Source organism: Micromonospora sp. NPDC007208 (assembly GCF_042869175.1).
Taxonomy (GTDB): Bacteria; Actinomycetota; Actinomycetes; order Mycobacteriales; family Micromonosporaceae; genus Micromonospora; species Micromonospora foliorum.
The window spans coordinates 68750-94804 of sequence record NZ_JBIAFG010000009.1 but is presented as its reverse complement, the minus strand read 5'-3'; the positions used below and the strand labels follow the sequence as shown (position 1 = coordinate 94804).

Sequence of the window (26055 nt, the reverse complement as noted above, 5' to 3'; positions counted from 1 at the left end):
TCACGGCTGACGTACCTCCTTCGGCAGGGTGAAACGCACGTCCTCCACGGCAGCGGTGTGCTCACTCACCTCCCCCGCCCCGAGTGCGGTGAGGGCGGCGACGAGTTCGTCGACCAGCCCGGGGGGCGCCGAGGCGCCCGCGGTGACGCCGACCGTGGCCGCCCCGTCCAGCCAGCGCAGGTCCACGCAGCCCACGTCGTCCACCAGATACGCCCGGGACCCGGCGCGCTCTGCCACCTCCACGAGGCGGCGAGAGTTCGAGGAGTTGGCCGACCCGATCACGAGGACCAGGTCGGCCTGCCCGGCGACGGCGGTGACGGCTCGTTGCCGGTTCGTGGTGGCGTAGCAGATGTCGTCCGAGCCGGGACCGGACAGCGCCGGGAACCGCCGCCGTAGCGCAGCGATGATCTCCGCCGCCTCGTCGGTCGCCAGCGTGGTCTGCACCAGGTACGACACCCGGGCCGGGTCGTCCACCCGCACCGTCTCGGCCGCGGCCGGGTCGGGCACCAGACGGATGTGCTCGGGCGCCTCGCCGAGGGTGCCGTCGGTCTCCTCATGTCCGGAGTGCCCGATCAGCAGCACCGTGTCGCCCCGGCCCACGAACCGGCGCGCCTCGGCGTGCACCTTCGTGACCAGGGGACAGGTGGCATCGATCACCGGCAGGCGCCGGTCGGCGGCTTCCTGGCGTACGGCCGGCGCGACCCCGTGCGCCGAGAAGACGGTGAGCGCCCCGTCGGGGACCTCGTCCAGTTCGTCGACGAAGACCGCGCCCTGTGCCCGCAGGTCGTCCACCACCCGGGCGTTGTGCACGATCTGCTTGCGCACGTAGACCGGTGGGCCGTGCCGGCGCAGCGCCTGCTCCACCACCGCGATCGCCCGCTCGACTCCGGCGCAGAAGGATCGGGGGGAGGCCAGTACGACCCGCTGGACACTGTGCGCCGCCGCCCACTCGGCAAGCGCCGCCGCGACCGCCGGCAGCACGCGCAGCGCGGTTCGGACCCGGCGTACGGTGGACGGCCGGTACAGGGCCCCAGCCGCGGTGTCGGCGACCACCCGGACGCAGGCCGTCGGTGCCGAAACGCCGGCCAGCAGCCACGCCGATTCGAGGTCGGCGATCAGTGCGCCGGTCGCCGCGAGTCGGGCCCGGGTCGCGCCGTCGGCCAGCCGGTGGGTGCTGACCACCGGGCCGACGTGCACCCGCAGGCCACGTCGGCGCAGCGCGGCGGCGAGCAGGGCGGCGTCCGGCATTCGCAGTACGGGCGGCGGGCCGTACGGGGTCAGCGGGTCGGCGCGTACCTCGCTGGCCACCACGACATCGCCGGGGGCCAGGCCGTGGGCCAGTCCCCCGCCGATGCCGGCGACGGCGACCGGGCCGGATCCGCTGTGCTGGCCGGCGACGGCCGAGCGAGCGCGCCGCGGTCCGACACCGGTGCGGCGCAGCGCCAGTCCCGGTCGGTCGGGCAGGCCGCGCCGCAGCGCGGCGGCCTCCAGGCGCATCGGCGCGTAGAGCATCCCGTCCGGGCCGGTCACCGGGTCACCGTGGCCCCGACACCGGTCTCCCGCGCGTCCAGGATCCGACCGAGCGCGCTGACCGGAAAGACCAGCCGGTACAGCCCGTAGTTGATGTAGAAGTCGCCCGGGAACCCTGTGCCGGTGTACTGCGGCTCGTCCCAGCCGCCGTCCGGGCGCTGGGTGTCGACCAGCCAACCCACGCCGCGACTCGCTGGCTCCCCCGCGCCGTGGCCGGCGGCGTGCAGCGCGAGCAGAGCCCAGGCGGTCTGCGACGCGGTCGACTCGCCGCGGCCGATCCAGGCCGGGTCCCGGTAGGAGCGCAGATCCTCGCCCCACCCACCGTCCGGGTTCTGGTGGGCGAGCAGCCAGTCGACGGCCCGGCGGAGCGCCGGGTGACCGGGCGGCAGGCCGGCCGCGACCAGGGCCGGCACCGCCGCACCGGTGCCGTACACGTGGTTGGCGCCCCAGCGGCCGAACCAGGAGCCGTCCGGCTCCTGGGCCCGCAGCAACCAGCGCACGGCGCGGCGCAGCGGCACGGTATCGGCGAGATTCTCCGCCGCCAGTGCTTCCACGATGTGCGCGGTCACGTCGGCGCTGGGCGGGTCGATGACCTCGCCGAAGTCGCAGAACGGCAGGTCGCCGACGACCGCACGGGTGTTGTCCGCGTCGAACGCGGCCCAGCCGCCGTCGCGGCACTGCATGCCCAACAGCCACCGCGTCGCGCGCAGCACAGCCGGCTCGACCGGTACACCGGTCCGCCGCAACGCCATGATCACCTCTGCGGTGTCGTCGGTGTCGGCGTACCCGTCGTTGTCGAACTCGAAGGCCCAGCCGCCGACCGGGGTGTGCGGCCGGCGGACGGCCCAGTCGCCGCGGACCTGGATCTCCTCGTCGAGCAGCCAGCCGCCCGCCCGAACCAGCGCGGGGTGCCCGGCCGGCAGGCCGGCGTCGGAGAGCGCGATGACGGCGAGGGCGGTGTCCCACACCGGCGACTGACACGCCTCCAACCGGCGGATCGGGCCGTCCGGGGTCTGCTCCCGCACGGTGAACCGGTCCAGCCCGGTCAGGCCGGCCCGCAGCACGGGGTGGTCCAGTGGGTAGCCGAGCAGGTGCAGTGCCATCAGCGAGTAGACCCAGGGCGGCTGGATACCGCCCCAGGAGCCGTCGGCCTCCTGCCGGGCCACCACCCACTCGGCGGCGCGCCGTAGGGCGTGCCGGCGGACCGGTCCCCGGGCGATCCGCTCGTAACCGTTGGCGAGTCGGTCGAGCCGGTGCAGCAGACCGGGCCGCGAGGTGAGCCGGGGCGGTCGCGGTGCCATCGCCGGGCTGTGCAGCTCGTCGACGGCGAAGCCGAGGTCCCGTACCGGGCGCAGCGCGCGGACGATCGACAGCGGAACGATTGTCTGCCGGGCCCAGCAGGCGAAGTCGTAGATGTTGAACGGCATCCACGACGGCAGCAGCACCAGCTCGGGCGGAACGGCGGGCAGCCGGGACCACGGCCAATGGCCGAAGAGGGCCAGCCAGAACCGGGTGAACACCCGGCTGGCCGCGACCCCGCCCCGTGCGCGAACGAAGCGGGCGGCGGCTGCCATGTGCGGCGCCTCCGGCGAGTCGTCGGCCAGTCGCAGCGCCACGTAGGCCTCGATGGTGGTGGAGAGGTCTCCCGGACCACCGTGGAATGTCGCCCACGATCCGTCCGACCGTTGCTGGGACCGGATCCACCGGGCCGACTCGCTGGTCCGCTCCGCGGTGCGGATGCCGAGGAACTGCCGGAGCAGCAGATCCTCGGCGTCCATCGTGACGTTCGTGGCGAGCTCGCCCTTCCACCAGCCGGCCTCGTCCTGCAACCCGAGCAGGTGGTCCCGGGCCCGACGCAGCGCCTCCCGGACGTCGCCGGGCGGACGCGTGCCGGTCCGGGGGCCGAGCGAGATGGACGCGGCGGGCTCCGGAGACAGCAGCTCGGTCATCAGTGGTCCCGCCCGGTGGTGAAGGCGGCGACGTGGGTCAGCTCGCCGCGTACTTCCTCGGGCAGGTCCAGGGCGGCCAGCTCCGCCTGGGCCCGTTCGGTCTCCTGCCGAGCCCGCTTCCTGGTCCACTCCCGCGCCCCGGTCGCCTCGATCAGGTCGCTCGCCCGCGTCACGTCCTCGGCGGCCAGCGGCGCCGGCGACCGGTACAGCTCGGCCAGGGCGCGGCCGGCGCTGCCCCCGCTGGTCAGCGCACGGACGACCGGGATGCTGCGCTTGCGGGAGCGCAGGTCTGACCCGACGGGTTTGCCGGTGCGCCGCGGATCGCCCCAGATCCCCAGTAGGTCGTCGACGAGTTGGAAGGCCAGACCGAGGTGCAGGCCGAACCGGGACAGCCCGTCGACCACGGTCTGCGGACCGCCGCAGAGCAGTGCCCCGAGCGCGCAGGAGCTGGCGAGCAGCGCGGCGGTCTTGTTCCGGGCCATGGCCAGGCACTCGTCGAGGGTGACGTCGTCGCGCCGTTCGAAGCCCAAATCGGACGCCTGCCCCGCGAGCAGCGCCCGGACGTCCAGGGCGAGGCGCCGGACCGCGGGGCACCCGCCGGGCACCTCGACGAGTGCCTCGTACGCCAGACCGATGAGGGCGTCGCCGGCGAGGATGGCCGGACCGACCCCGAACACCGTCCACGCGGTCGGGCGGTGGCGCCGTTCGGTGTCACCGTCCATCACGTCGTCATGCAGCAGTGAGAAGTTGTGCGCCAACTCGACCGCGGCGGCGGCCGGGACACCGGCCTCGGGCTCGGCGCCGGTGGCCCGAGCCGAGAGCAGCGCCAGCATGGGACGCAGCCCCTTGCCCTGCCGGGTCGTGGGTGAGCCGTCGGCGTCCCAGTACCCGAGCTGGTAGCCCGCCACCAGACGATTGCCCGGGTCCAGGCGGTCGAGCAGCGCACGGATGGCCGGCTCCACGTGGCTCTGGATCTGGTCAGTGCTGCTACTGCCTACAACAGTCATCGTGCGGCCTCCGTGTGGTGTCGAGGCCGGGACACGAGTTGGCGGGCGACGACGTCGGCGGCCTCCCGGCCGCTGCGCACCGCGCCCTCCATCGTGTCCGGCCAGCCGGTGTCGGTCCATGCGCCGGCCAGGACCAGCCCGGGCAGGCGGGTGGTCGGCACCGGCCGGTACGCCCGGGTACCAGGGGTCTGTCGGAAGGTGGCGCGCGGCTCCCGGGTCACGAACGCGTCGCGCACCGGGGTACGCCGGGCGGCCGGGAACAGGTCGGCAAGGGCTTCCCGCTGCGTCGCCACCAGCTCGGCAGTGGGACGGTCGACCAGTGCGTCGGCGGCCGACAGGGAGACCACGAGGTGCTGGTCGTCGGCGCCCGGCTCCGACCGGTCAAAGATCCACTGCGCCGGGGACTCCACCGCGGCGGCCATCGTCAGCGCGGTGACCGGCCGTTCGTAGCGCAGGTGCACGTTGACGATGGGCACCGCTCCCAGCCGGTGCCAGTCGCCGGCGGTGGGCGCGGCGGCCGGCGGCACCAGCGACGCGGCAATCTGGTGCGGCACGGCCACCACTACCGCGTCCGCGGTCAGTTCGCCGTCGTTCAACCCGATCCGGAAACCCGCGGGTTCCGGGTGGATCCAGCGCACCCGGGACCGGGTGTGCACCGCGACGCCGAGCCGGGCCAGCAGCCGCCGGGCCGCGACCGCGTGCAGGTCAACCAGGGGGACCAGGGCCCGGCCGATGTCGCCGGCGTCCGCGTCGTTCAGCAGCCCGGTGCGGAACACCTGGGCGGCGAGCGCCAGCGACGCCTCGCCGCACGGCAGGTTCAGCGCCGCCACGCAGATGAGGTCCCAGAGCCGCCGGCGGCTGCGTTCGCTCTGGCCGTGCTCGATCAGCCAGTCGCCGAAGCTGCGCGCGTCGGTGTCGGGCCCGTCCGGGTCGACGTGCCGTAGCGCCGCGCAGGCGCGCGCCGCGGCGAGCCGCTCGCCGGGTTTGAGCAACCGGTAAGTGGCGAGCGCGGGCAGCAGATGCGCCGGTGCCGGCAACCGGCGACGGGCCAGCAGGTGCGGTGCCCGTCCCGGGAGCAGCACCGGCACCGCGAAACGCCGTTGCAGGTCGGTGCCGGCGGAGGTCCCGAGCCTGTCCAGCAGGCCCCGGTAGGCGTGGTAGCAGCGCAGGAAGACGTGCTGCCCGGTGTCGACGGTCAGGCCGTTACGGCGGAAGGAGTAGGTGGCCCCGCCCAGCTCCGTCCGGCTTTCGAGCAGCGTCACCGGCAGGCCGAGGTCGGCAAGCCGGATGGCCGCCGTGATGCCCGCCAGCCCGCCGCCGATCACGCAGACCCCGCCCGTACCGGTCGGCGGGGTTTCCAACGACCCGGTCATATCGGCCGCCCGACGAGCGCGCGGGCCGCCACCCAGGCCTTTTCGTGCCCTGGGAGCGACACCCGGCGGTGGGTGACGGCCAGCGGGTCGGCCGCGATACGGGCGAGCAGCCGACGGTAGATGCCGGCCATCGCGGCGGTGCACGCCGCGCTGCGCCGGTCCAGCATCGGCAGGAGCCGCAACCCGATGCCGTACCAGTGGTCGGCCCGGCTCGCCTCGAAACGCACCAGCTCGATGAGCCGCGCGGGCGGGTCCGTGAACCCACCGTCGTTCAGGTTCAGCGTGCAGCCGAACCGTTCCAGGTCCTCGGCGGGCAGGTAGACGCGCCCGTCGGCCCGGTCCTCGACCAGGTCGCGCAGGATGTTGGTCAGCTGCAACGCCACGCCGAGCGCGTCGGCCAGCGGCGCGGCGCGACCTGGGTCGCCAGTGCCGAACACGCCGAGAGAGAGCCGGCCGATGGAGCCCGCCACGCACCGGCAGTACCAGTGCAACTCCTCGAAGGTGGCGTACCGCCGGCCGGTCACGTCGGCGGCGCAGCCGTCAATCAGCTCGTCGAACGCCTCCAGTGGGATCGGCATCCGGGTCGCGGCGTGACCCAGCGCGGTGAGGACCGGGTCGCCGCCGGCGTCGCCGGGCAACCGCCGCAGTGCCGCCCGGATCTCCCCCAGCCCTTCCAGCTTCTCTGCCGGCGGCAGGTGGCCGTCGCCGATGTCGTCGATGCGGCGGGCGGTGGCATAGATGGCCGAGAGGACGCGGCGTTTCGCCGGCGGCAGCAGCCGGATGCCGTACGCGAAATTGGCGGCCTGGCTGCGGGTGATGTGCTCGCAGCGGCGGTAGGCGGCCGCCACGTCCATGGTCGCGGTCATCCGGCGCTCCGCACCATCGCGCTCAGCCAGCGACGGAGAACCCGGCGACTTCGGGGACGGACAGTCAGCGGCAGCGGGTCGTGGTCGGCGTCGGCAAGCGCGTCGAGCGTGGCCCGTCCGCCGGCGATGTAGCCGCCCACCGCCAGCCGGGCCCACCCGTGCAGGGCCGCCACCAGCGGGGCGCCGGCGTCGAGCCAGGCTCGGGCCCGTTCCGCCTCGAAGCCGATGAGCTCCCGCAGCCGCCGGTCGGCGGTGGGGCCGGCAAGATCGGCCTCGGTGACGCCGAAGCGGTCGAGGTCCTCGGCGGGCAGGTAGACCCGGCCCCGGCGGTGGTCCTCGGCGACGTCCTGGAGGTGTTCGACGAGTTGCAGCGCGGTGCAGATCCGATCGGAGAGCGCGAGCCGCGCAGGCCCTACCTGCCCGAAGACGTGCAGGACCAGCTCCCCCACCGGGTTGGCCGAGAGGGTGCAGTAGTCGACCAGCTGCGCGAACGTCGCGTACCGACTGACGTGCTGGTCGACCCGGTTGGCCTCGACCAGGCGAAGCAGGGGCTCGAGCGGCAGCCGGCACTCAGCCACGGTGGGCGCGAGGGCACGCACCACCCGGTCGGTCACCGGCTGGCCGGCATACAGGGCCCGTAGCTCGGTCTCCACCTGGTCCAGGGCGGTGAGCCGGTCGACCCCGGGTGCGAGGGGCTCGTCACCGAGGTCGTCGACGTGGCGTGCGTACCGGTAGACGGCGAGCAGGTGACGGCGGTGCCGACGGGGTAGCACCCGCAGCGCGACGGGGAAGTTCTCCTGTGCCCGCGCCTGCTCGATCCGGCGGGTCGCCAGGGCGACGGCGGGTGGACTCATCCGGGGTTGCCTTCCTCTGGGGCCTGGAGCGTCCGGACGGCGGGTCATCGCGCAGCATGCTGCGGATTACGACGGCCCGACCGTCGCGGGCCCTGATGACGCCATGACCGAGCGAGATCACCTCAAACCAGCATGAAATGACCCTAGTCGGTCTTGTACCCCTCGCTACCGAAAATCCGAGCGAATGCCTCTTGGCAGGCTCGAATCGACATGATCCACATGAGTCTTCCGGCGTTGACTCCGAGCCGGGAAGGCGCAACGCTGTGGAAGCGCTCCCATCGTCGAGCTTCTATCCGAGAGGAATGCTCGTGCGTCCCACCACCGCTCTACTCCCCGTCGTGCTCGCCACGGCCCTCGGCGGTCTCGCCCTGCCAGACCCCGCCCTGGCCGCGGCCGGCCCGGCCCTGGCCGTGGACACCACCGCCGCCCGCCACCAGATCAGCCCGTACATCTACGGCATGAACTTCGCCGACCAGGCCCTCGCCCGCGACCTGCGGCTACCGGTGCACCGCTACGGCGGCAACGCCACCACCCGCTACAACTTCCGTGCCGACACCACCAACCGCGCGGCGGACTGGTACTTCGAGAACATCCCCAACGACAACCCGAGTCCGGACGACCTCCCGGAGGGCTCGGAGACCGACCGGTTCGTGCAGGAGAACAAGGCCACCGGGGCCGCCACGATCATGACAATGCCGATGCTCGGCTGGATCGCCAAGGACCGGTCGCGGGCGTGTGGCTTCAGCGTCGCCAAGTACGGCCCGCAGCAGTCCACCGACACCTGGGCACCGGACTGCGGCAACGGCATAAAGCCGGACGGGTCACCGGTCACCGGCAACGATCCGGAGGACACCAGCGTCGCCGTCGGTCCGGAGTACGCCACCGACTTCGTCAACCACCTCAAGGGGCAGTTCGGCGCCGCCGCCGACGGCGGGGTCCAGTTCTACAACCTGGACAACGAGCCGGACCTGTGGCACTCCACCCACCGCGACGTCCGCCCGACCGGGCTGGGCTACGACGAGCTACGCGACCGCACCTACGAGTACGCCGCCGCGATCAAGGCTGCCGACCCCGGCGCCAAGACGCTCGGTCCCGTCGGCTGGGGCCTGAACTCGATCCTCTATTCGGGCCTCGACCAGGACACCTGCTCGCGCACCGGCTGCTGGTCGAACCCGCCGGACAAGGCCGCGCACGGCGGCCAGGACCTCGGCCCGTGGTACCTGGACCGGATGCGCGAGTACGAGCAGCAGCACGGCACACGCATCCTCGACTACTTCGACGTCCACCTCTACCCGCAGCAAGCAGGCGTGTTGGGCGACGCGGCCGGCGACGCCAACACCCAGGCGTTGCGGCTGCGCTCGACCCGCCAGCTCTGGGACCCGACCTACGTGGACGAGAGCTGGATCAACAGTCCGGTCCGGTACATCCCGCGCCTGCGCGAGCTTGTCGACCAGCACTACCCGGGCACGAAGATCGCGATGACCGAGTACAACTGGGGCGCCCACGGGTCGCTCAACGGCGCGCTCACCCAGGCTGACGTACTCGGTATCTTCGGCCGCGAAGGGCTCGACCTGGCCACCCTCTGGACCGCACCCACGGCCGACCAGCCGGTGGCCAACGCCTTCCGCGTCTACCGCAACTACGACGGCAAGGGCGGCGCGTTCGGCGAAACCTCCGTCCAGGCGACAAGCGCCGACCAGGGCAAGCTGGCCGTGTACGCCGCCGAGCGCAGCGCCGACAAGGCGCTCACCCTGGTCGTCGTCAACAAGACCGGCGACGACCTGACCAGCCCGGTCGCCCTCACCGGCGTCTCCGCCAGCACCGCTCAGGTCTACCGCTACAGCGGGGCGAACCTCGCCGGCGTCGTCCGGGAGGCCGACCAGCCGGTGACCGCCGGCGGCCTCACGGCCACCTTCCCGGCCAACTCGATCACCCACCTGGTGCTGCCGCGCGGCACCACACCCGGCGACACCCAGGCGCCGACCGCCCCGGGCAAGCCGGCCGCCGGCACGATCACCGGCGACAGCGTCGCGTTGGCCTGGACGCCGTCCACCGACGACACCGCCGTCACCGGCTACGACGTGCACCGGGTCGACGCCACCGGCACCGTGAAGGTGGGCAGCGCCACCGGCACCGCGTACACCGTGACCGGCCTGACGCCGGACACCCCGTACACCTTCGTGGTGACCGCGCGGGACGCGGCGGGCAACGTCTCGGCGGCCTCGCCCGGCCTGACCGTGCGGACCGCGCCCACCGCCCCGACCGTCGGCTGCACGGTCGGATACACGGCGAACAGTTGGCCGGGCGGCTTCACCGCGACGGTGACGATCAAGAACACCGGCACCACCGCGATCGACGGCTGGAAACTCGCCTTCGACTTCCCCACCGCCGCCCAAAAAGTCGGCCAGGGCTGGTCGGCCACCTGGAAACAGAACGGGGCGAGCGTCACCGCGGACAGCATGAGTTGGAACGGCAAACTCGCCCCGGGAGCGTCCACAAGCGCTGGTTTCAACGGCACGTGGAGCGGCACCAATCCGGCGCCAACCGCCTTCAACCTCAACGGTCAACGCTGCGGGTGATCTGAGAGACCCCTGCTCCGTGCCACACCGGCGGAGCAGGGTGGAGGGGTCCGGGGCGCAACTGCACCTCGGACCCCCGCTCTCGATCGGCGGCCGGGGCCCGTCCCGCGACAGGACGGCTCAGAACCGCACGTCAGCTGATGAGACGACGCCGCTTGTCCCGTGGCTCGCGGATGCTGTCGATGATGCGGGTCCAGTTGTCGCCGCCGTGCCCGTTCTCGATCGCCTGCCGGTAGTGTGCTCGCACGGCCAGGGGAAGCGCGAGGTCGAGGCCCACTGTCGCGCTGGTCTCGACGATGTGGTCGGCGGTCGCGCCCATCATGGTAACCGTGCTGAGGTCGCCGGGGTGTTCTCCGGCGTCCAGCTCGGCGCCGGGGTTTTCCTCGCCGGCGCGGAGAATGGCGCCGATCGACTCGGCCGAGGCGATCAGCTCCGGCAGTGCCTCCGTGGCCTTCATTCCCGTGGCGCCCAGCATCGCGGTGGCGTGCATCAACGCTGACAGAGTGCCGAGGAATACCGCGAGCTGGGCTTGATACATCATCTGGGCAAGACCCGGGTCCTCGCCCAGGTGTTTCGGCGCACCGAGCTGGGCCAGCGCCTCTCGGCTGCCGTCCAGCACCTCGCCGGGGCCGCTGTAGTAGACGTACGCCGCGTCCGTGCCGACCATCGGCGCTGGGACCATGACGCCGCCGGTGAGGAAGGCCGCGTCGTGGCCCGCCGCCCAGGATGCCGCCTCGCGGCTGCGGTCGGGGGTGTCGGAGCTCAGGTTGACCAACGTCCGGCCGGCGAGAGACGCGGTGGCCGGGCCGAGGATGTCGTACATCGCTTGGTAGTCGGTGAGGCTGAGGATGACGAGGCTGCTCGCCTCGACCGCCTCGGCGGGTGTCGCCGCGAGCGTCGCGCCGTCGGCGACCACGCCCTCGGCCCGGCCGGCGGTGCGGTTCCAGACCGTGACGGGGTGCCCGGCGGCGAGGAGGGTACGGGTGATCGCCTGGCCCATCGGGCCGAGCCCGATCACGGTGACGGCGCTGTTGTGCTGCTGGTTGTTCACCTCTCCATGCTCGGCGACGCGTCACTATTCTCGTAAGTACCCACTAAGTTCTGCGGTACTTACCTTTAAGTAAGGGGACCAGCGATGGCCAAGGCACCCCGGCGCGGGCCCTACATCTGCGGCATCGACGCGGCGCTCGACGTCGTCAGCGGCAAGTGGAAGGGCCTGATCCTCTGGGAACTCGAGGCCCATGGCGTACGCCGTTTCGCGCAGCTGCGTCGGGGTCTGCCGGGAGTGAGCGAGAAGATGCTGACTCAGCATTTGCGCGAGCTCGAGGAGGACGGCCTGGTGCACCGGAAGGTCCACGCCGAGGTGCCGCCGCGGGTGGAATACTCCTTGACCGAGCACGGGCGCACGCTCAACCAGGCGCTAGGGCCGCTCGGCGCCTGGGGGAGCGAGCGGATCCGTCGCGAGGGCGCCACTGTTTTCAACAGTTGATCCAGCGCGCTGGGCGCAGTCGGGAGCCGTTCACGGAGCCTACGACGAGGCCGTTATCGGCGATTCCCCAGCCGAAGGGGTCTTGGACACCGGGGATGGCGCCGCCTAGGGCGACAAGCCGGTCGCCGTGGTCGACGGCTCGGTCGCCGAGCACTGTGCCCCGACTGTTGACGTCCTGCGTTGATACCAGCGCCGGGTTCACGGCGGACGCCACGCCAGTCCGCAGGTCCCAGCGCACCAGGGTGCTGTCGCCGTCCTCACTGCCAGTGCCGATGCGGCCAACCGCCCAGGTCCCCTGGGCCGCGGAGATCCCCGACCACTGGGCCCCGGGGGCGGTGAGCCGGTCGGTCCTTGCGTCGGGATGGCGTACCCAGCCGAAGTTGCCGGCGGTGCCGATGATGGTGCCGTCGTCGAGGATCTCCCTCGCGCTAGCGTTGGACGGGGCGTCGATCACCTCGACGGTGCCCGGCCGGTCGGCGGGCCAGAGCAGCGGCAGGGTCGTCTCGGTCTCTTCAACAGCGCCCAGGCCAACGATGTCGCCGCGTGAGTTGATCCCGAGCGCCGAGGTGTTGGAGACCGTCGGCGGGACGGGTAACCACTCCAGGCGCCCGTTGCGGTAGCGCCAGGGACGGTAGACGTTGTCGACGACGGCATTGCCGACGGCAACGCCGTACCGATTGATGTTCTCGACTTGCCCCGGCGCTTCTGTGGTGACGACGGTGAGGCGGGGTTCGTCCCACACCCCAGGCCCGGGTCGGCGCAGCGTTCCGGCCCAGAGCAGAAGTAGCGGCTGCTCATCGTCGTCACCGATTCGGTAGCCGACACCGGCGATGAACCGACCAGTCGGGTCGACCTCCAGAGCTCGACCATTCATGCCCGCTGGTAAGGGCAGTGGTCGTAGCGCGCAGACCGGGACGGGCCGGCGCTTCGGCTCGGCCGTGGCAACGCCGGGCAGGCCCAGCGTTGCGGTGAGGGCGCCAGCGGTCAGACTGACCAAGAAGCCGTACCGAACAGTCCGGGTCATCTCTACTCCCAGTGACGTGCGGTGGTGGTGTGCTTACCGAAGCACGTCGATGTCATCATCGGAAGTGCTGCCTACGGCTAGGCGGCGCTGATTTCCGACACCGCACAGCCCCGATGTTGCGGAAGCCGCCGTTGCATCGGGCTGTTGAGGTGGTGAGTCCGCCGTGAGGGGATCGGCAGGCGCGCCCCCGCCCTATCCGGCACATGCCTGACGGCCTGACAAGCCCGCATCTCGGAGCCGCCCCGACCGACGCCGACCCTGTGTCGAACTGAACGCCGAGTACTCACGGGTTCGTTGGCTGCCTGCCACCTCGGACAGTGCCCATCGGCGTCGCCAGAGCCCACCCGCCCCGATGACCACGGTGGCGCGGGTCGCGCCGTGAGGCCGACCGCCGGTTCGGTCGTCGCTCCGGCTGTCGCGAAGCCAGGATGGCCCTCAGAGATGCCTGGTCGATTAGATCGACGGCCCGAAGATCTTGCGCCGCAGGGCGGGGATGGCCGCGCTGGCACGGAGAAGCGCACGGAACGCGGTCCGGTTCGCTGGTGTGGCGAGGGCGGCGTTGGTGGCGTTTCTTGTGGAGAGGGCTAGGGCTTGGTTGGCGTAGTGTCGCATCGCTGCTTCGTAGACACCGATGCTGTTCACCGGGTCGGTGCCGGTGTTGAGGGCTTGGCGGAGGTGGTCGGCGTCGCGCAGGGCGGTGTTGGCACCGATGCCTGCCATGGGTGTCATGTTGTGGATGGCGTCGCCGAGGAGTGTGACTCGCGAGGGTGCCCACTCAGGGAGCTGAGGCATGGTCCGTAGCGGCACGGTGGTGATGGTCGCGGCGTCCGTGGCATCGACCAGGGTCCGTAGCGGTGCTGCCCAGTCGTGGACGCGTTCGGCGACGAGTCGCTTGAGCTGGATTCCGTCGAGGTCTTTCACTCCCTGCGGGTACGAGTTTGTCGATCCGGCCCAGGCCCAGACGACGTACTCGGCGGCGCCGTTGCTGACGTCGGTGTTGTCGGGATCGCCACTGGGCCAGGTGGAGAGGAACATCCAGCCGTTGCGGGCAGGGACGACGTTGTTGATGCCGCCGTCGGTGAGGTCAGCCGTCAGGGCGGCGGCGACGGCGCCTGCCAGGGGGACGCGGCCGGCGATGTTGGTGATGCCGAGTTCCTGACGTTGCAGGCCGGGAAGACGTTGGTGGCGTACCCGGGAGTTACTGCCGTCGGCGCCGACCAGGATGTCGCCGTCGGTCTGGGAGCCGTCGGCGAAGTACACCCGGACGCCGTCGCTGTGTAGCTCGTAGTGGGTGAACTTCTTGTCCCAGTGCACGAGAGATTCCGCGTCGTCTTCGGTGCGGGTGTTGTGCAGGAGGGCTTCGTGGAGCTTGCCGCGGCTGATCGCGCGGCGTTTGGTGATCGGGTCGGTGGTGTCTTCGGGCAACCTCTTGTCGATGGTGGCCAGGACGCCGCGGCGGGGGTCGTGGAATCGGATGATCAGCGGTACGGGAGTTCCGGCCGCGTCGATCATCTTCCAGTTCTGATCGGGGAGGCAGGCGTGCAGGGCGCGCAGGCCATCGGCGTTGAGGTGGATCCCGTAGCTAGCCGGTTGCTGTGCGCGGTGCGCCGATCGTTCGAACACTCGGGCGTCGACTCCTGCGCTTCGTAGTCCGTGCAGGAGAGTGAGCCCGCCGAGGCCCGCGCCGATGATGAGAACGCGCATGAGGTGCTGCCTTTCGTGCCAGCGAGCTGACGGTAAGGGCCCGCCGGACGACATCGGTCGGCCTGAGACGGGTGGTGAACGGCCGGGTATCAGTCGGGTGGGCTCACGGGGGCGACCATCGTGCGCAGGAGCCGCTGGAGTTGCTGAGTCTGCGCTGGAGTGAGAAGACCGGTTGCGGCCGCAGTCGCGGGTTCGGCAGCCTGGTGCGCCTGAGCGAAGACATCACGGCCGTGCTCGGTCAGGGTGACGGCCCGCAGCCTCCGATCGCCGGGCACCAGCTGGCGTGAAGCGAGGTCGAGTCGCTCAAGGTCGTCGACAATCCGGACGATCGAGGCTTTGTCGTGGTGTGTTTGCGCAACGAGGTCACGTTGGCTGAGCGGACCCGAGGCGTGCAGCCGCATCATCACCATCAGGTGGCGCCGCTCGATGCCGAACGGCGCCAGAGCGCCGTCCATCGCCGCCGCCACGCGGTCGTGCGCCTGACGCAGCAGCAGCCCGATCGCAAAGGGCGACCCCTCCTCCGGGTTCTCCGGAGTGCCGGACGTAGCTGACTGGTCGGCGAAAGCTTGTTCGTTAGGCACACCCGAACACTATCTCACGAGACACAGGTTTGCAAGAGACCGTTTCACGTGTAACCATTTTGCCATGAGCGACCAACGAGCCACCCTGACGATCGGCGATCGAATGCCCGAGTACGACCCCAGCCGTAACCCCGAACCACGACCCCGACCTGGCCCGCAGCAGGGCCGCCACCAGGGACCGGAGTCAGGATGGGCGGCAATCAGGCAAACCTGGAGCGACCCTGAGCGCTGGGTCGGGATCCTCCTGGCCGCGGCCCCGGGCCTGGTGTTTGTCGCGGCGAATGTGGTGGCCTCCCTCTACCCGGCGATCACCGCCGCTGCCGTGACCGCTCTCGCCGGCCTGGGCTACCGGTTGGCGCGCCGACAGTCGCCGAGGTCGGCACTGATCGGCATCCTGGTGGTGGCGGTGTGCGCGGTGGTCGCCGCGGTCACCGGCGAAGCGAAGGGCTTCTTCCTGGTCCCGACGCTGATCCCGTTCGCCGTGATCATGGTGTGCCTGGCCAGCATCATCGCGCGCCGCCCGTTGACCGGTCTGCTGCTCAACCGGGTCACCGGCGGCCCGCACGACTGGTACCGCAACGCCGCGCTGCGCCGCGTCCACCTGACCGCTACCAGTACGGCGATCGGAATCAACGTCATCAACGCCACCGTGCAGGTGATCTTCTACGACCGGGGCGACACCATCGTGCTCGCCGTCGCCCACGCGGCCACGGGACCGATCTTCGCCACCCTCGTCGCGGTCACGATCGTCGCCGTCCGCAAGACCCTGGCGGCTCAGCGATGACCGCCCCCACCGAGCGCCCGGCCGGCCGACCCGACAATCCGGCGGCCCCGAGCGGCGAGCTGACCGTAACGAGCGTCTTCACCGTGACGGAACAACACCAGGACCAGCTGTACGCGCTGCTGACCGCCAACGGCCACGACGTCCTGGAGCACACGCCCGGCTTCCTCGGCTCAACACTGACCCGGTCCGATGACGGGCGACATGTCATCCACCACGCGCGTTGGCGCGACGACGAGGCCCTGGCGGCCATGCTGGCAAGCCCTGGCGGCCGTTCCAGCATGGCGGCTTCTCGTCTGCTAGCCGACGTGCGGGTCTTCCGCTCCCACCACACCCAGGCATTCGACGCATCATGACAACCACCCAGACCACACCGGCCGGGCAGCCCCAAGCCACTTCGTCGAAGCGGGGGTGGCCGATCTGGCTGTTCCGGCTCACCAGCACCACCGCAACAGTTCTGGCCTTCGACCAGGCCGTCTTCGCCGGCCAGTTCCTATCCGGCAGCTACGGGGCACTGCACCTCCACCGAGACACAGCCACCTACACCGTCGCGGCAATCGCGGCCAGCATCGTCACCGCGACCCTGTGGCGCCGCGCCGGGGCAGGCCCACGCTGGCCACTGCCCGCGTCGATCGTGCTGCTCATCCTGACCGCACTGCAGACCTGGCTCGGCTACCAACTGATCCTCGCCGTGCACATCCCGCTGGGCGTCACCGTCATCGTGCTGCTGATCGCCCTCACCGCCGCAGCATGGAGAAAGATCCGATGAGCACCATCAGCCGCCGAACGTTCCTCGGCATCGCCGGAGCCGGGATCGCCGCCGTCGGCATCGGCGTCCCCTTCATCAGCGGCATCGCCGGCGCCAGTTCCACCGGGAAGGTCCTGCCCAGCCGCGCACCGCTCCCATCGCCATTCCGACGGCGGCTCACCCTCCCACCCGTACTACGCCCGACCCGCTCCGACACGACCACCGACTACTACGACATCGTGCAAACCGTCACCCGGGCCTCGATCCTCCCCGGGCTGACGACGGAGCTGTGGACCTACAACGGCTCCTTCCCAGGGCCCACCATCCGGAGCGGACGAGGCCGCACCGTCAAGGTCCGGCACACCAACAACCTGCCGCTACCCACCGTCGTCCACCTGCACGGCGGACGGACACCGCAGGACAGCGACGGCTACCCGACCGACTACGTCTACCCGACCGACATGAGCTACTACGCCCGGCACCACCGGCACGAAAACATGGGCGGCGGCCACGACATGGTCACCGGCGGCGACACCCGACAGGGCAAGCGGACCTACACCTTCCCACTACAGCAGCGGGCAGCGACGCTGTGGTACCACGACCACCGCATGGACTTCACCGGTCCCAGCGTCTGGCGAGGACTCGCCGGCTTCCACCTGCACCACGACGACGAAGAAGCAGATCTTCGCCTGCCGGACAACGAGCACGAGCTGCCACTGATGATCACCGACCGCAGCTTCGACACCGACGGATCACTGCTCTACCCCAGCCTCGACCCCACCCTGGTAAACCAACACGGAGTCCACGGCGACTACGTCGCCGGCGTCCTCGGTGACGTCATGCTCGTCAACGGCACACCCTGGCCCATCGCACCGGTCGAACGGAGCACCTACCGGATACGCCTGCTCAACGCCTGCAACGCCCGACGACTGTCACTGCGCCTTGACCCGGCGCCCCCGTCCGCCATCACCCAGATCGGCACCGACGGAGGGCTCCTCGCCGAACCCACCCGACACGATCACCTCGAACTGGCCCCCGCCCAACGCTTCGACGTACTCGTCGACTTCTCCCACTACGCCCCGGGCGCCGAAGTCACCCTGGTCAACGACTTCGGCACTGCAGCAATGGGACAGGTCATGCGATTCGTCGTCGGCGAAGGCCGGCCGCAGACATTCAAGGTGCCTGATCGACTATCCGCCATCCCGGTTCTGCGGCCAGCCGACGCGGTCGTCACCCGCAAATTCGACTTCCGGGCCGGTGACGTCAACGACCACGACGGCTGGCTCATCTCCCAAGCCCCGTTCAGCCCCGACTCCATCGCGGCGCACGTCCGCCTCGGCAGCACCGAAATCTGGCAACTGAACGCCGACTTCCACCATCCCGTCCACATCCACCTCAGCCCCTTCCAAGTCCTGGCTCGGGGCAGCGGAGGCCCAGGTCCGTTCGACGCCGGCTGGAAAGACACCATCGACCTGCGCCCCGGCGAACAAGCCAAAATCCTCATCCACTTCGACGGGTACCAGGGCAAATACGTCTTCCACTGTCACAACCTCGAACACGAAGACATGGCCATGATGGCCAACTTCGTCGTGAGTTGAGCCTTGGAACTGCTGCTCTTGTCGACCGTGACGTGGTCCCGGGCGGATGCGAGGTCAGCGGTGGTACCGCTCGGCAGGCGACGGCTGGTCGCCTGCCGAGCTGGCCTCAGCTCAGAGGTTCGACCTTGCGGTCGCCCAGTGCGGAGGTGAGTCGCACCGGGACCACCGACTCCTTGGCGATTGCTGGGCACTCCTTGCCGGCCGCCTCGGGTAGCAGCCCGACGCGGATCCGGAGGCGCACCGCGGTTTCACTCTCTGTCACTTCCGGCTCGGCGCCGTAACAGTCGGCGGGTCCGGACGTCACGGTGACCTCGAGGATTCGGTCGTCGACACTGCGCCAATCGCGCCACTGAACAACCTGCGCGTCGATCAGGTCGCTGCGGGTCGGCAACGCTTCCGGTCGTGTCGGTCCGGTCGGCGCTCGGACGCCTGACGTGTCGCCGCCGGGCTCGGCTGCGGAGCCGCAGGCGCTCAGTGCGGCCACCACAGCCAGCAGCCAGGCAGCCAGTGGAAGTGGTGGCCGCATTCTCATCAGTTCAACTTACCAATCAGCGTTGGCGGCGTTCATCGCATCGACGACAGCCTGGTCGAAGTATGGCCCCTTGTTGACGCCTTCGCTGTTCACCGTGGACATGACCGAGCGGACCGAACCGAGCCCGCTGGCGTTGTCGTAGTTCCAGGTCCACGGTCCGCCCGAGGAGCCGCCTCCGAAGTTGCAGGTGATTTTGGATTTGTCGTCCAAGATGCTGTTGTCGGTGGCAGTGCCCCAGCAAGCCCACATGACGTTGCCGCCGTCACGGTTGCTCGGATATCCGAAGATCGACGTGTCGAACTCGGTGCCACCGTTGTAGACCAGGCCGTGCCCGCCGATGGTGTTGACAACTGTCGTGTTCCAGTCGCCGCCGGAGTAGGTGGTCACGAAGCCAACGTCCCGGTTGAGGTTGCTGTTGTTGATCCATTCGTTGAAGGTCCGCAGCCAGTACGCCTGGAAGCGGCCGACCGGGTCGTGGTCGGCGTTGAAGGCGTTGTATCCCGGCACGAAGACGAGGTTCTGCAGCCAGGTGCCGCCCTGTCCGTCATGGACACAGTGACCGGCGGTGATCAGCACCCGCTTGGACGAGGTGTTGATCGCCGACGCCGAGCACCATGAGCCACTTTCGTAGCCACCGATGAACAACTTGCCATTGGTGATCGAGAAGTTCGTCACCGGTGGAGGGGCGTTGGTCACGCTCTGCGAAATCTGGGCGGCCACCGGCTTCGCCGCGACGGCAGCCGTCTTGCTGGCCACAGCGCGGGCCGTGCTCTCGACCCATTCGGCATCTCCAGGGGCATCCAGCGGCTTGGCTGCCTTCATCCGTTCCGGCGTCCAGTACGCCAGCACCTCGGGGTCTCCGCCGGTGCGCTCGAACGACTTCAACTGTGTGGGCGTGTAGTTGCGCACCGCTTTGTCGCCCGGCAGCCGCACCGGGGCAGGCGCACTGCTGGTGCTCAGATCGGAACCGCTGATCCGAGCCGGCGAGTGGTTCGCCCCGGCGGAAGCGCCCGCGGGAGCGGTGAGTAAGGCGACTGTCGCGACTGTCGCAGCCAGTGCGGCGGCACCCAGGCGTCTCAGGCTTCTCGGACAACGGATTTTGCTTGACGAATCCATCCGGCTGACTCCCCCTGTTCAGCAACCGTTTCCGGTGCTCTCGAAGCCGTCTTCATGCCGCTCGGCGACGGCTGCCATGGAAAGGTGAAGCTACCGAAAGAATCGTCTGTCATCTATGTCGCTCCATGGACCGCAAGTGTGCGGGGAGCTACCGAGAGAGATCGAATCAGTGCGACCTGCGTACACAGACGACAGTGTGTTTTTGGACACAGCTTCATGCTGTCCGTCATTCACGCCACCGGCGGCTGATGTGCTCGACGACCCGCACCGGCAGCCGGGCCGGTGAGCCGGCATGGGAAAGGGATCTTCGGAATTTAGCGGATTCTCCTATATTCGCATCAATCGATGCTCTGAACCGGCAGGGCCGTCAACGCGCTCGGGATAATCATCGCGGTGGTGGTGATGACCACCGCGAGCGTCACCGACCCCGTGATCGCGGTCCGCCAACGGCACGTTGATGCTGCACCGGCGTCTGACTGCCAGTCACGACGCGCCTCGTGACCAGCTCCAGACCTAGGGCTCGGTGCTCGTCGGCCCACTAATTGGTCCCACCCGTTCGACCGGGGCTGGTAGCGTGCGCCGATCATGAAGATCATGGGGGAAACATCGATGAACCGAACTCGGCTCGTCCTGACTGGCTTGGCCGTCGCGGCGGCGATCGCGGTGTCCGGCTGCGATCCGCAGCCCGAATCTGAGGGCACCGCAACCTCGCCGTCCCCGGCGGCCGCGAGCGCCGCCTCGACCGGTGGTGCGGCCACCGCCGCGACCAGCACCGCGGCCAACGACGCGGCCACAGTGAAGGCCTGCGCCGACATCAAGAAGGACATCAAGGACAACGCGGCTAAGGTCACCAAGGCCGAGAAGATCGGCCCGCCAGCCGGGCACTTCGCGGTCAGTGCCCAGTGGGCCGCCGGCTCGGTCGCGATCCTGGCGCACTCGATAGGCGCCAACGAGGCAGTCACCGCCGCCTCCGAAAAGATCCAGAACGAGATGATGGGCCTGAGCGACGCGTACAACAAGTCCGCCGACGCCAAGCCCAGCAAGAAGGCCCTGGAAGCCGCCATCAAGGAGCTGGACACCGTCTGCTCGGCCGCCTGACCGGTTCGACCACACAATCGGCGGTGACCGTCACTGGGACGGTCACCGCCGATTCACGTGTACGTACGGCCTGCGGCACCTGGGTCAGCGGCCTCTGAGCAACCCACGGTCAGCCTGCGCGACGCCCAGCGAGCTACCGCGAAGAGATGCGCTTGGTGCCGCCGAGGCACGGTGGTGGTTGGCGGTGGAGGGAGCGCCGCGAGGACGCTGCGCCGGGCACGACGGCGATGCGCACACAGTCCACCAACGACAGTAGGAGAGGCACAAGCCGGCTCGTCGATGCTCTCGCCGATCGAGCGCTTTTGCGTCAGTGGCGTCAGAACCAGGCCCACGGACGGAAGAGTCGCCAAAGGTGCCCACGCCAGCGCGCACGCCGCGGGTGCAAGAACTCCTCGATGTCATCCAGCGCGTGAGTCGCGGTGCCCCTGGCGGGAGGCCCCAGACGCGCCTTGCCCAATGCGACGACAACGCGCACCCACCGTGGCATCCGAAGAACCCGTGACGTCCTCGCGATCGAGGGCCGTCCGCACATCGACCGGCCGGGCCGGCGGAGGGTCGTGAAACCTTCCGTGCTCGTGGGTCACGCCCCAACACGGTCCACATGCTCAGCAATGTGGGCGGCACCAGGCACATCGCGCGCCTGGTCGAACCGAAGTAGCCGCTGGCACGGCGGTCCGACGCGAAAACCGGCATTTCCAAAAAAACCACCGCATTAGGTGCGTAACGTGCCGGACATGGTCTCTCGCACATGGCGTAACCTGCTGCTCACGGCGCTCGGGATAGGCATGCTCGCTGGCGCCGGTCAACTCGGCATCGCGTTCAGCTTCGGCATCGTCCAGCTCACCGGCGCCTCCACCGGCGCCGCCGTCAACCAGTGGCCCGCCCAGCTCGTCTGGGTGGGCTGGTTCGCGGCACACGCCGCCGTAGCCGGCACCGTCGTCGCTGCACGCCTGGCCCGCCGGTACGAGGTGCTGGGGAGCACGGGCAGGTTGGTGGCCGTCGCCGCCGCCGCCGCGCTGGGCGCCACCGTCGTGGCGCCGCTCTTCGTCCGGCCGGCCCAGGCCGCCGAGCGCTTCTCAGTGGACCCGATCTGGGCCGTCGGCATCTGCGCGACCCTCGGCGCGCTGGTTGGCGCGGGTGCCGCGATCGCCGTACTGGTGAAGCCGCCGCTGGGTTGGAACATGGCGGCGGTGGGCGGCGTGGTTTGGCTGCTGGCGCTCGTCTCGGTCGTCCCGTCGCTCGCAACCGCCGGGCCGTTGCCCGCCGTACGGCTCGGTGTGCTGGAGCCGGCCGGGCTCGACGCCGACGCGGCACACCGGCTGGCCATCCTGATTCTGCCGGCGGTGGCCCTGCTCATCGGCGCGGCGACCGGCGGGCTGGCCCGCTGGCGCGGGCATCCGCCGCTGGTCAACGGCCTGACCGGCGCGGCCGGCACGGTGCTGGTCGCGTTCACCTATCTGACCGCCGGTACCGGCGACGCCGTCGACCGGTACCAGATCACGCCGTACTACGGGGCGCTGCTCGCCGTCGCCGCCGGTGTGCTCGGTTCGGCCGCCGCCGCGTTGTTCCGCTGGCCGCTCCTGCCGCGCACCGCCGAAGCGCGGGTCGCCGAGCCAACCGACACCCTCCGTCCGCTGTCCGCCGGCCCAGCCGTGCGGCAGGCCACGAGGCCGGCCGTTGGTGGTACGACCGACGAGCCGGCGCCCGACCTGGCCGGCACGGGGCCTGTCGCCGGCGCGACCACAGCGAAGCTCCCGACCGCAGCCGAACCGCTGGGCTTCGGTGCACCGGCTGGGGATCGGGACGCCAGCGCCGCACCGGCTGTTACCGCGGCATCGGCCACACCGGCCGACCTCGCCGCACCCGCCGACCTCACCACACCGGCCGACCTCGACGACACCCCGGAGACATCGGAACCGGCCCCCGCGACGGCGGCCTACCTTCCCGTGGGACCTGGCGAGGGCGGCTCCGGGACGGACAAGGCCGACAACACCAGTCCCGAAGGGATGCCGCCCGACGGGGCCCTCGTCGCCCCGGGGACCCTCCGGATGTACCAGCCGCCGAAGACCGACCGGACGCGGGTTCAGGCGACCTGGCCGGTCGTTCCGGCGCGGCGGGTGCCGCCCCCGGCCGAGCCCGCTCCGGGCGCCGAGGCGACCCAGTCAGCCGGCCCCGAACCGGCGCTCCCCCCTCGGCACCGGCCGCCCCTGCCCAACCTGGGCCGGGCCGCGGACTGGGACGCCCTCGCGACCGCCCGGCGCGCCGGGCCCCAGCCCTCGACCGGTGCCGCGCCGGCCCGCCCGACAAGGACCGACCCGGTCCCCGCGCCGGCCGACCCGGCATCCGTCGTCGAGGCGGGACGGGCCAGCGGGCGGATGGGCCTGTTCCGGCGCAACAAGTCCCGGGCCGGCGGGGACGCCGCGGGCACCCCGGCGGACGGCGAGCCGCTGCCGAGACAGGACGCGGAGTTCGTTGACTGGGTGACCCGGCTGGGCAATCCGGTGGCGGACAACGAGCCGGATCAGGAAGGCGGTCGCCGGTCGCTCCGCTTCACCGGCAGCCACCACAGCGACCGTTAGGAGCTCCAGCGGGTTCCTGCGACCCGGCCACCCGTTTACCGCAGATCAGCCATTTCGCGGTGGTCCAGCGCCGGTCGGTCCTGCCGACGGTTGCGGTGTGAGGCGAGCAGCGCGGCCGCCACGATGATCTGTACCGCCAGGACGAGCGCCTGGGCGGCGGGTGCCTTGACGGTGAGCAGCGCGATGGTGGTGTTCACGCCGAAGTGGACCGCGACCGATGCCGCGACCCCGGCGAGTTCGTAGGCGTAGCCGGTGAGCAGTGCCATCGGGAAGACGCTGAGCGTGAACAACAGGCCACTCCAGCTGACCAGGCCGAACTCGGACTGAAGTGTCCCGTTGATGAAGAACAGCGGCAGGTGCCACACCGCCCAGGCGGCGCCCAGCAGCAGACCGGCGCGCAGGCGGCTCATCGACGCGCGCAGGCGTGGGTAGGCCGTGCCACGCCAACCGGGCTCCTCGGCCAACGGACCGCCGACCAGCATGCTGATCAGGAAGGGTACGGTTCCGCCCGCCGTCGCGATCAGCTCCTGCCCTTCGGTCAGGCTCATTGCGGGGCCGCCCAGGAACTCCGCGAGCAGTACGGCTGCCAGCACGGTCCCCGATGCCAGGGCCAGCATGGGCAGCGCCCAGAACAGCCGTGGACGCAGCCGAAGTCGCACCGTATGGGCGGGGACCGGTTGGCGACGGCGACGGCGACGTATCCGGACAGCGATCGCGCCGATCGCCGGGCCGAATCCACCGAGAAGGTACGGAACGAGGGTGGGGGACGTCATCGCCGGACCATCGAGTGTGATCGCGAAAAGCCAGAAGGCGAAGGTCCACGCAAACGTGACGATCCAGAAGGTTGCGAGGCCGTCATGTGGGCGAGCAGAGGTTGCGGTGGTCACGCCATTTCCCTTCACGGGGTTCGAAACAGGGGTTGTCGGGGGTGGCTCTGTGTGGGGGTGAGCCATCGGTCACTCGGCACGAACCGTGTCGGGCGTCTCGTGTAGTCGGTGGGCGAGCCAGCCGGCCACCTGCGTGAGCAGGTCGGGGTCGACCGGCTGCCGGAGCAGCCGCCGGTAGGAGCGCACCGACGGACGGCCGAAGTCGCGACGCAGCACGTGCGTGAGGTCGGGAATCCGGTGGACCGTGATGTCGCCGGGCACCAGCCGGCGGATCTCGTCCAGGTCCGCCGGGTCGACCTGGATGTCCTTGTCGCCGGTGATGGCCAGGACGGGAGCCTTGATGTTCGCCAGGTCGGAGCGCGGGTCGTGGTCGAGCAGCTCCCGCAGCCACCGGGCGTTGGTTGGCCTTCCGAGGATGCGCACCACGTCGGTGCTGGTCGTCTTGATTCGGGCCAGTTGCCGGTTGGCCAGGGATCGCAGGATCGGTAGCAGCGGTCGTACGGGAGCGGGGAGGTCGCGGGCGATCATTGCGGCCTGCCAGCGCAGGGCGTCCTCCCCTGGGCGGGCGAACCCGGCCAGCAGCACCACCGCCGCCACCTCCGGGCGTGCCCCAAGGGACATGGCGTGAACGGCACCCTCACTGTGCCCGAGCACGCCAACGGCGTCCGCCCGGATTTCGGGTCGCACAGCGAGGGCGCGTAGCGCGGCGGCCGCGTCGTGCCGACCGGCGGCGAATCCGGTCGCGCGCCAATCGCCGCCCGTGGCGCCGACACCGCGCCGGTCGTAACGCAACGTGGCGATCCCGGCGTTCGCCAGCCTTTCGGCCAGTGATGGTCCGAGGTTCATCCGGAGGCGCGCGGTGTTGGAATCGCGATCCAGTCGCCCGGAGCCGTGCAGTAGCAGGACGGCCGGGTACGGCCCGGGGCCGACGGGCAGGGTCAGCGTGCCGACCAGGGGAAGTCCGTCGTCTGCGATAGCCGTCATGTCGACATCCCGCATGCGCCACCTCCGATTGTTCTCAGTGGCCGCGAACATTATCAGGCCTGGGAACATTATCGTATGTGGGAAGATGGGCTCATGGCAACCGCAGACCTTCTCCTACACCCCGTCCGGATGCGCATCCTGCAAACGCTGTTCGACACCGACCCGCTGACCACCACACAGCTCCGCGACCGCCTACCCGACATCCCCCCAGCGACGATGTATCGGCACATCGCCGTGTTGGCCGAGGCGGGCGTGCTGGAGGTGGTCGACGAGCGGCGAGTACGCGGCACGGTGGAGCGCAGCTACCGGGTACGGCAAGACCAAGGCACAGTCAGCCCCGCCGCCCGGGCCGCGATGACCCGCGACGATCACCGACGCGCCTACACCACGTTCGCGGCGTCACTGCTTGGCGACTTCGACCGCTACCTCGCCCACGAACACGCCGACCCCCACCGCGACGGCGTGGTCTACCGGCAGGCCGCCGTCTGGCTCACCGACGAAGAGTTCAGCACGATGGTCGCCGAGATCGAGCAGGCCGTGGTCAGTCGGACCGGCAACACCCGCGACGGCCGGACCCGCCGCGTCGTCAGCCTCGTGGTCGTACCGGACACGCCATCGACGCCACCTGAACGGCCACCCGCCTAGGCGAGCGGGTCGAGGGCGAGCACGGTCGAGATGGCAGGTAGGGCGGCGGCGTGCGTGGTGATGCCCTGGGCAGCGAGCGGCGAGGAGGCCGACGGGCCGCCGAGGCGCGGAGCGCGCATCGGCGGCCCCCA

The 26055-nt window shown here is 70.4% G+C and carries 24 protein-coding genes; 9 read left to right on the top strand and 15 right to left on the bottom strand.

Going from position 1 to position 26055, the window contains the following annotated elements; all coding sequences use genetic code 11:
* From ispH to hpnC, 6 genes are read right to left on the bottom strand one after another with little or no spacing between them, the layout of a single operon-like run.
* Positions 1-1530 carry a 4-hydroxy-3-methylbut-2-enyl diphosphate reductase gene (ispH, locus tag ACFYL6_RS19400; protein ID WP_387172845.1) on the bottom strand — a complete coding sequence of 510 codons (1530 nt, stop codon included), beginning with the start codon at positions 1528-1530 and terminating at the stop codon, positions 1-3.
* Positions 1527-3479 (bottom strand): squalene--hopene cyclase, encoded by a 1953-nt coding sequence (gene shc / locus ACFYL6_RS19395; RefSeq protein WP_387172842.1) that lies wholly within the window; start codon positions 3477-3479, stop codon positions 1527-1529. The genes ispH and shc overlap by 4 nt, the downstream gene beginning before the upstream one ends.
* Positions 3479-4486: a polyprenyl synthetase family protein gene (locus ACFYL6_RS19390; RefSeq protein ID WP_387172840.1), complete on the bottom strand. Its 1008-nt coding sequence runs from the start codon at positions 4484-4486 to the stop codon at positions 3479-3481. The genes shc and ACFYL6_RS19390 overlap by 1 nt, the downstream gene beginning before the upstream one ends.
* The gene (gene hpnE / locus ACFYL6_RS19385) at positions 4483-5859 is read right to left on the bottom strand and encodes a hydroxysqualene dehydroxylase HpnE (RefSeq protein WP_387172838.1); all 1377 of its coding nucleotides are present in this window, start codon (positions 5857-5859) and stop codon (positions 4483-4485) included. Before hpnE ends, ACFYL6_RS19390 begins: the two co-directional genes overlap by 4 nt.
* Positions 5856-6725 (bottom strand): presqualene diphosphate synthase HpnD, encoded by an 870-nt coding sequence (gene hpnD, locus ACFYL6_RS19380; RefSeq protein ID WP_387172836.1) that lies wholly within the window; start codon positions 6723-6725, stop codon positions 5856-5858. The genes hpnE and hpnD overlap by 4 nt, the downstream gene beginning before the upstream one ends.
* On the bottom strand, positions 6722-7579 hold the full coding sequence (gene hpnC, locus ACFYL6_RS19375; protein ID WP_387172834.1) for a squalene synthase HpnC: 858 nt from the start codon (positions 7577-7579) through the stop codon (positions 6722-6724). The genes hpnD and hpnC overlap by 4 nt, the downstream gene beginning before the upstream one ends.
* A 308-nt stretch (positions 7580-7887) precedes the next feature.
* Between hpnC and ACFYL6_RS19370 the strand changes: the two genes are divergently transcribed.
* Positions 7888-10158, top strand: a complete 2271-nt coding sequence (locus ACFYL6_RS19370; protein ID WP_387172832.1) for a glycoside hydrolase family 44 protein — start codon at positions 7888-7890, stop codon at positions 10156-10158.
* 133 nt (positions 10159-10291) lie between these two features.
* Here the strand turns inward: ACFYL6_RS19370 and ACFYL6_RS19365 are convergent, their stop codons facing one another.
* On the bottom strand, positions 10292-11209 hold the full coding sequence (locus ACFYL6_RS19365) for an NAD(P)-dependent oxidoreductase (RefSeq protein ID WP_387172830.1): 918 nt from the start codon (positions 11207-11209) through the stop codon (positions 10292-10294).
* 84 nt (positions 11210-11293) lie between these two features.
* Here ACFYL6_RS19365 and ACFYL6_RS19360 point away from each other — a divergent pair, with 84 nt between their 5' ends.
* Positions 11294-11647, top strand: a complete 354-nt coding sequence (locus tag ACFYL6_RS19360; RefSeq protein WP_387172828.1) for a winged helix-turn-helix transcriptional regulator — start codon at positions 11294-11296, stop codon at positions 11645-11647.
* Here the strand turns inward: ACFYL6_RS19360 and ACFYL6_RS19355 are convergent.
* From ACFYL6_RS19355 to ACFYL6_RS19345, 3 genes are all read right to left on the bottom strand, one after another.
* Entirely contained in the window at positions 11637-12521 is an 885-nt protein-coding gene (locus tag ACFYL6_RS19355; protein WP_387172827.1) for a hypothetical protein, read from the bottom strand. The two genes, ACFYL6_RS19360 and ACFYL6_RS19355, sit on opposite strands and share 11 nt — an antisense overlap.
* A gap of 603 nt (positions 12522-13124) precedes the next feature.
* Positions 13125-14375 carry an FAD-dependent oxidoreductase gene (locus ACFYL6_RS19350; protein ID WP_387172825.1) on the bottom strand — a complete coding sequence of 417 codons (1251 nt, stop codon included), beginning with the start codon at positions 14373-14375 and terminating at the stop codon, positions 13125-13127.
* 89 nt (positions 14376-14464) lie between these two features.
* Complete coding sequence (locus tag ACFYL6_RS19345; protein ID WP_387172824.1) at positions 14465-14956, bottom strand: MarR family winged helix-turn-helix transcriptional regulator; 492 nt, start codon at positions 14954-14956, stop codon at positions 14465-14467.
* Positions 14957-15020: 64 nt separating this feature from the next.
* On the opposite strand from ACFYL6_RS19345, the gene ACFYL6_RS19340 reads away from it, so the two are divergent.
* From ACFYL6_RS19340 to ACFYL6_RS19325, 4 genes are read left to right on the top strand one after another with little or no spacing between them, the layout of a single operon-like run.
* A complete protein-coding gene (locus ACFYL6_RS19340) occupies positions 15021-15740 on the top strand; it encodes a DUF3159 domain-containing protein (protein ID WP_387172822.1) in 720 nt (239 codons plus the stop codon).
* On the top strand, positions 15737-16093 hold the full coding sequence (locus ACFYL6_RS19335; protein WP_387172821.1) for an antibiotic biosynthesis monooxygenase family protein: 357 nt from the start codon (positions 15737-15739) through the stop codon (positions 16091-16093). Before ACFYL6_RS19340 ends, ACFYL6_RS19335 begins: the two co-directional genes overlap by 4 nt.
* Positions 16090-16506, top strand: a complete 417-nt coding sequence (locus ACFYL6_RS19330; RefSeq protein WP_387172820.1) for a hypothetical protein — start codon at positions 16090-16092, stop codon at positions 16504-16506. Before ACFYL6_RS19335 ends, ACFYL6_RS19330 begins: the two co-directional genes overlap by 4 nt.
* Complete coding sequence (locus tag ACFYL6_RS19325) at positions 16503-18083, top strand: multicopper oxidase family protein (RefSeq protein WP_387172818.1); 1581 nt, start codon at positions 16503-16505, stop codon at positions 18081-18083. Before ACFYL6_RS19330 ends, ACFYL6_RS19325 begins: the two co-directional genes overlap by 4 nt.
* A 106-nt stretch (positions 18084-18189) precedes the next feature.
* On the opposite strand, the gene ACFYL6_RS19320 is transcribed toward ACFYL6_RS19325, so the two are convergent.
* Together ACFYL6_RS19320 and ACFYL6_RS19315 are read right to left on the bottom strand one after the other, a co-directional pair.
* A complete protein-coding gene (locus ACFYL6_RS19320; RefSeq protein WP_387172817.1) occupies positions 18190-18570 on the bottom strand; it encodes a hypothetical protein in 381 nt (126 codons plus the stop codon).
* A 54-nt stretch (positions 18571-18624) separates the two neighbouring features.
* Positions 18625-19548 (bottom strand): trypsin-like serine peptidase, encoded by a 924-nt coding sequence (locus tag ACFYL6_RS19315; protein ID WP_387172816.1) that lies wholly within the window; start codon positions 19546-19548, stop codon positions 18625-18627.
* Positions 19549-20340: 792 nt separating this feature from the next.
* Here ACFYL6_RS19315 and ACFYL6_RS19310 point away from each other — a divergent pair.
* Complete coding sequence (locus ACFYL6_RS19310; RefSeq protein ID WP_387172815.1) at positions 20341-20829, top strand: hypothetical protein; 489 nt, start codon at positions 20341-20343, stop codon at positions 20827-20829.
* A gap of 734 nt (positions 20830-21563) precedes the next feature.
* Positions 21564-23408, top strand: coding sequence for a hypothetical protein (locus tag ACFYL6_RS19305; protein ID WP_387172814.1), 1845 nt, complete (start codon positions 21564-21566; stop codon positions 23406-23408).
* A 35-nt stretch (positions 23409-23443) separates the two neighbouring features.
* Here ACFYL6_RS19305 and ACFYL6_RS19300 read toward each other — a convergent pair whose 3' ends face one another.
* Together ACFYL6_RS19300 and ACFYL6_RS19295 are read right to left on the bottom strand one after the other, a co-directional pair.
* The gene (locus tag ACFYL6_RS19300) at positions 23444-24181 is read right to left on the bottom strand and encodes a CPBP family intramembrane glutamic endopeptidase (RefSeq protein WP_387172813.1); all 738 of its coding nucleotides are present in this window, start codon (positions 24179-24181) and stop codon (positions 23444-23446) included.
* A gap of 183 nt (positions 24182-24364) precedes the next feature.
* Positions 24365-25279, bottom strand: coding sequence for an alpha/beta hydrolase (locus ACFYL6_RS19295; protein WP_387172811.1), 915 nt, complete (start codon positions 25277-25279; stop codon positions 24365-24367).
* Between the two features lie 75 nt (positions 25280-25354).
* Here ACFYL6_RS19295 and ACFYL6_RS19290 point away from each other — a divergent pair, with 75 nt between their 5' ends.
* Entirely contained in the window at positions 25355-25924 is a 570-nt protein-coding gene (locus ACFYL6_RS19290) for a helix-turn-helix domain-containing protein (RefSeq protein WP_387172810.1), read from the top strand.
* Here the strand turns inward: ACFYL6_RS19290 and ACFYL6_RS19285 are convergent.
* A complete protein-coding gene (locus ACFYL6_RS19285) occupies positions 25921-26043 on the bottom strand; it encodes a hypothetical protein (protein ID WP_387172808.1) in 123 nt (40 codons plus the stop codon). The two genes, ACFYL6_RS19290 and ACFYL6_RS19285, sit on opposite strands and share 4 nt — an antisense overlap.
* Positions 26044-26055: the final 12 nt, after the last annotated feature.

Excerpts from the sequence above, each read along its gene's own strand:
- ACFYL6_RS19355 (WP_387172827.1), bottom strand. The coding sequence starts at position 12,521 with ATGAATGGTCGAGCTCTGGAGGTCGACCCGACTGGTCGGTTCATCGCC.
- ACFYL6_RS19335 (WP_387172821.1), top strand. The coding sequence starts at position 15,737 with ATGACCGCCCCCACCGAGCGCCCGGCCGGCCGACCCGACAATCCGGCG.
- ACFYL6_RS19350 (WP_387172825.1), bottom strand. The coding sequence starts at position 14,375 with ATGCGCGTTCTCATCATCGGCGCGGGCCTCGGCGGGCTCACTCTCCTG.
- ACFYL6_RS19360 (WP_387172828.1), top strand. The coding sequence starts at position 11,294 with ATGGCCAAGGCACCCCGGCGCGGGCCCTACATCTGCGGCATCGACGCG.
- ACFYL6_RS19325 (WP_387172818.1), top strand. The coding sequence starts at position 16,503 with ATGAGCACCATCAGCCGCCGAACGTTCCTCGGCATCGCCGGAGCCGGG.
- ACFYL6_RS19390 (WP_387172840.1), bottom strand. The coding sequence starts at position 4,486 with ATGACTGTTGTAGGCAGTAGCAGCACTGACCAGATCCAGAGCCACGTG.
- ACFYL6_RS19305 (WP_387172814.1), top strand. The coding sequence starts at position 21,564 with ATGGTCTCTCGCACATGGCGTAACCTGCTGCTCACGGCGCTCGGGATA.
- ACFYL6_RS19300 (WP_387172813.1), bottom strand. The coding sequence starts at position 24,181 with ATGACGTCCCCCACCCTCGTTCCGTACCTTCTCGGTGGATTCGGCCCG.
- hpnD (WP_387172836.1), bottom strand. The coding sequence starts at position 6,725 with ATGACCGCGACCATGGACGTGGCGGCCGCCTACCGCCGCTGCGAGCAC.
- hpnE (WP_387172838.1), bottom strand. The coding sequence starts at position 5,859 with ATGACCGGGTCGTTGGAAACCCCGCCGACCGGTACGGGCGGGGTCTGC.
- ACFYL6_RS19285 (WP_387172808.1), bottom strand. The coding sequence starts at position 26,043 with ATGCGCGCTCCGCGCCTCGGCGGCCCGTCGGCCTCCTCGCCGCTCGCT.
- ACFYL6_RS19295 (WP_387172811.1), bottom strand. The coding sequence starts at position 25,279 with ATGACGGCTATCGCAGACGACGGACTTCCCCTGGTCGGCACGCTGACC.
- hpnC (WP_387172834.1), bottom strand. The coding sequence starts at position 7,579 with ATGAGTCCACCCGCCGTCGCCCTGGCGACCCGCCGGATCGAGCAGGCG.
- ACFYL6_RS19340 (WP_387172822.1), top strand. The coding sequence starts at position 15,021 with ATGAGCGACCAACGAGCCACCCTGACGATCGGCGATCGAATGCCCGAG.
- ACFYL6_RS19330 (WP_387172820.1), top strand. The coding sequence starts at position 16,090 with ATGACAACCACCCAGACCACACCGGCCGGGCAGCCCCAAGCCACTTCG.
- shc (WP_387172842.1), bottom strand. The coding sequence starts at position 3,479 with ATGACCGAGCTGCTGTCTCCGGAGCCCGCCGCGTCCATCTCGCTCGGC.
- ACFYL6_RS19310 (WP_387172815.1), top strand. The coding sequence starts at position 20,341 with ATGAACCGAACTCGGCTCGTCCTGACTGGCTTGGCCGTCGCGGCGGCG.
- ACFYL6_RS19290 (WP_387172810.1), top strand. The coding sequence starts at position 25,355 with ATGTGGGAAGATGGGCTCATGGCAACCGCAGACCTTCTCCTACACCCC.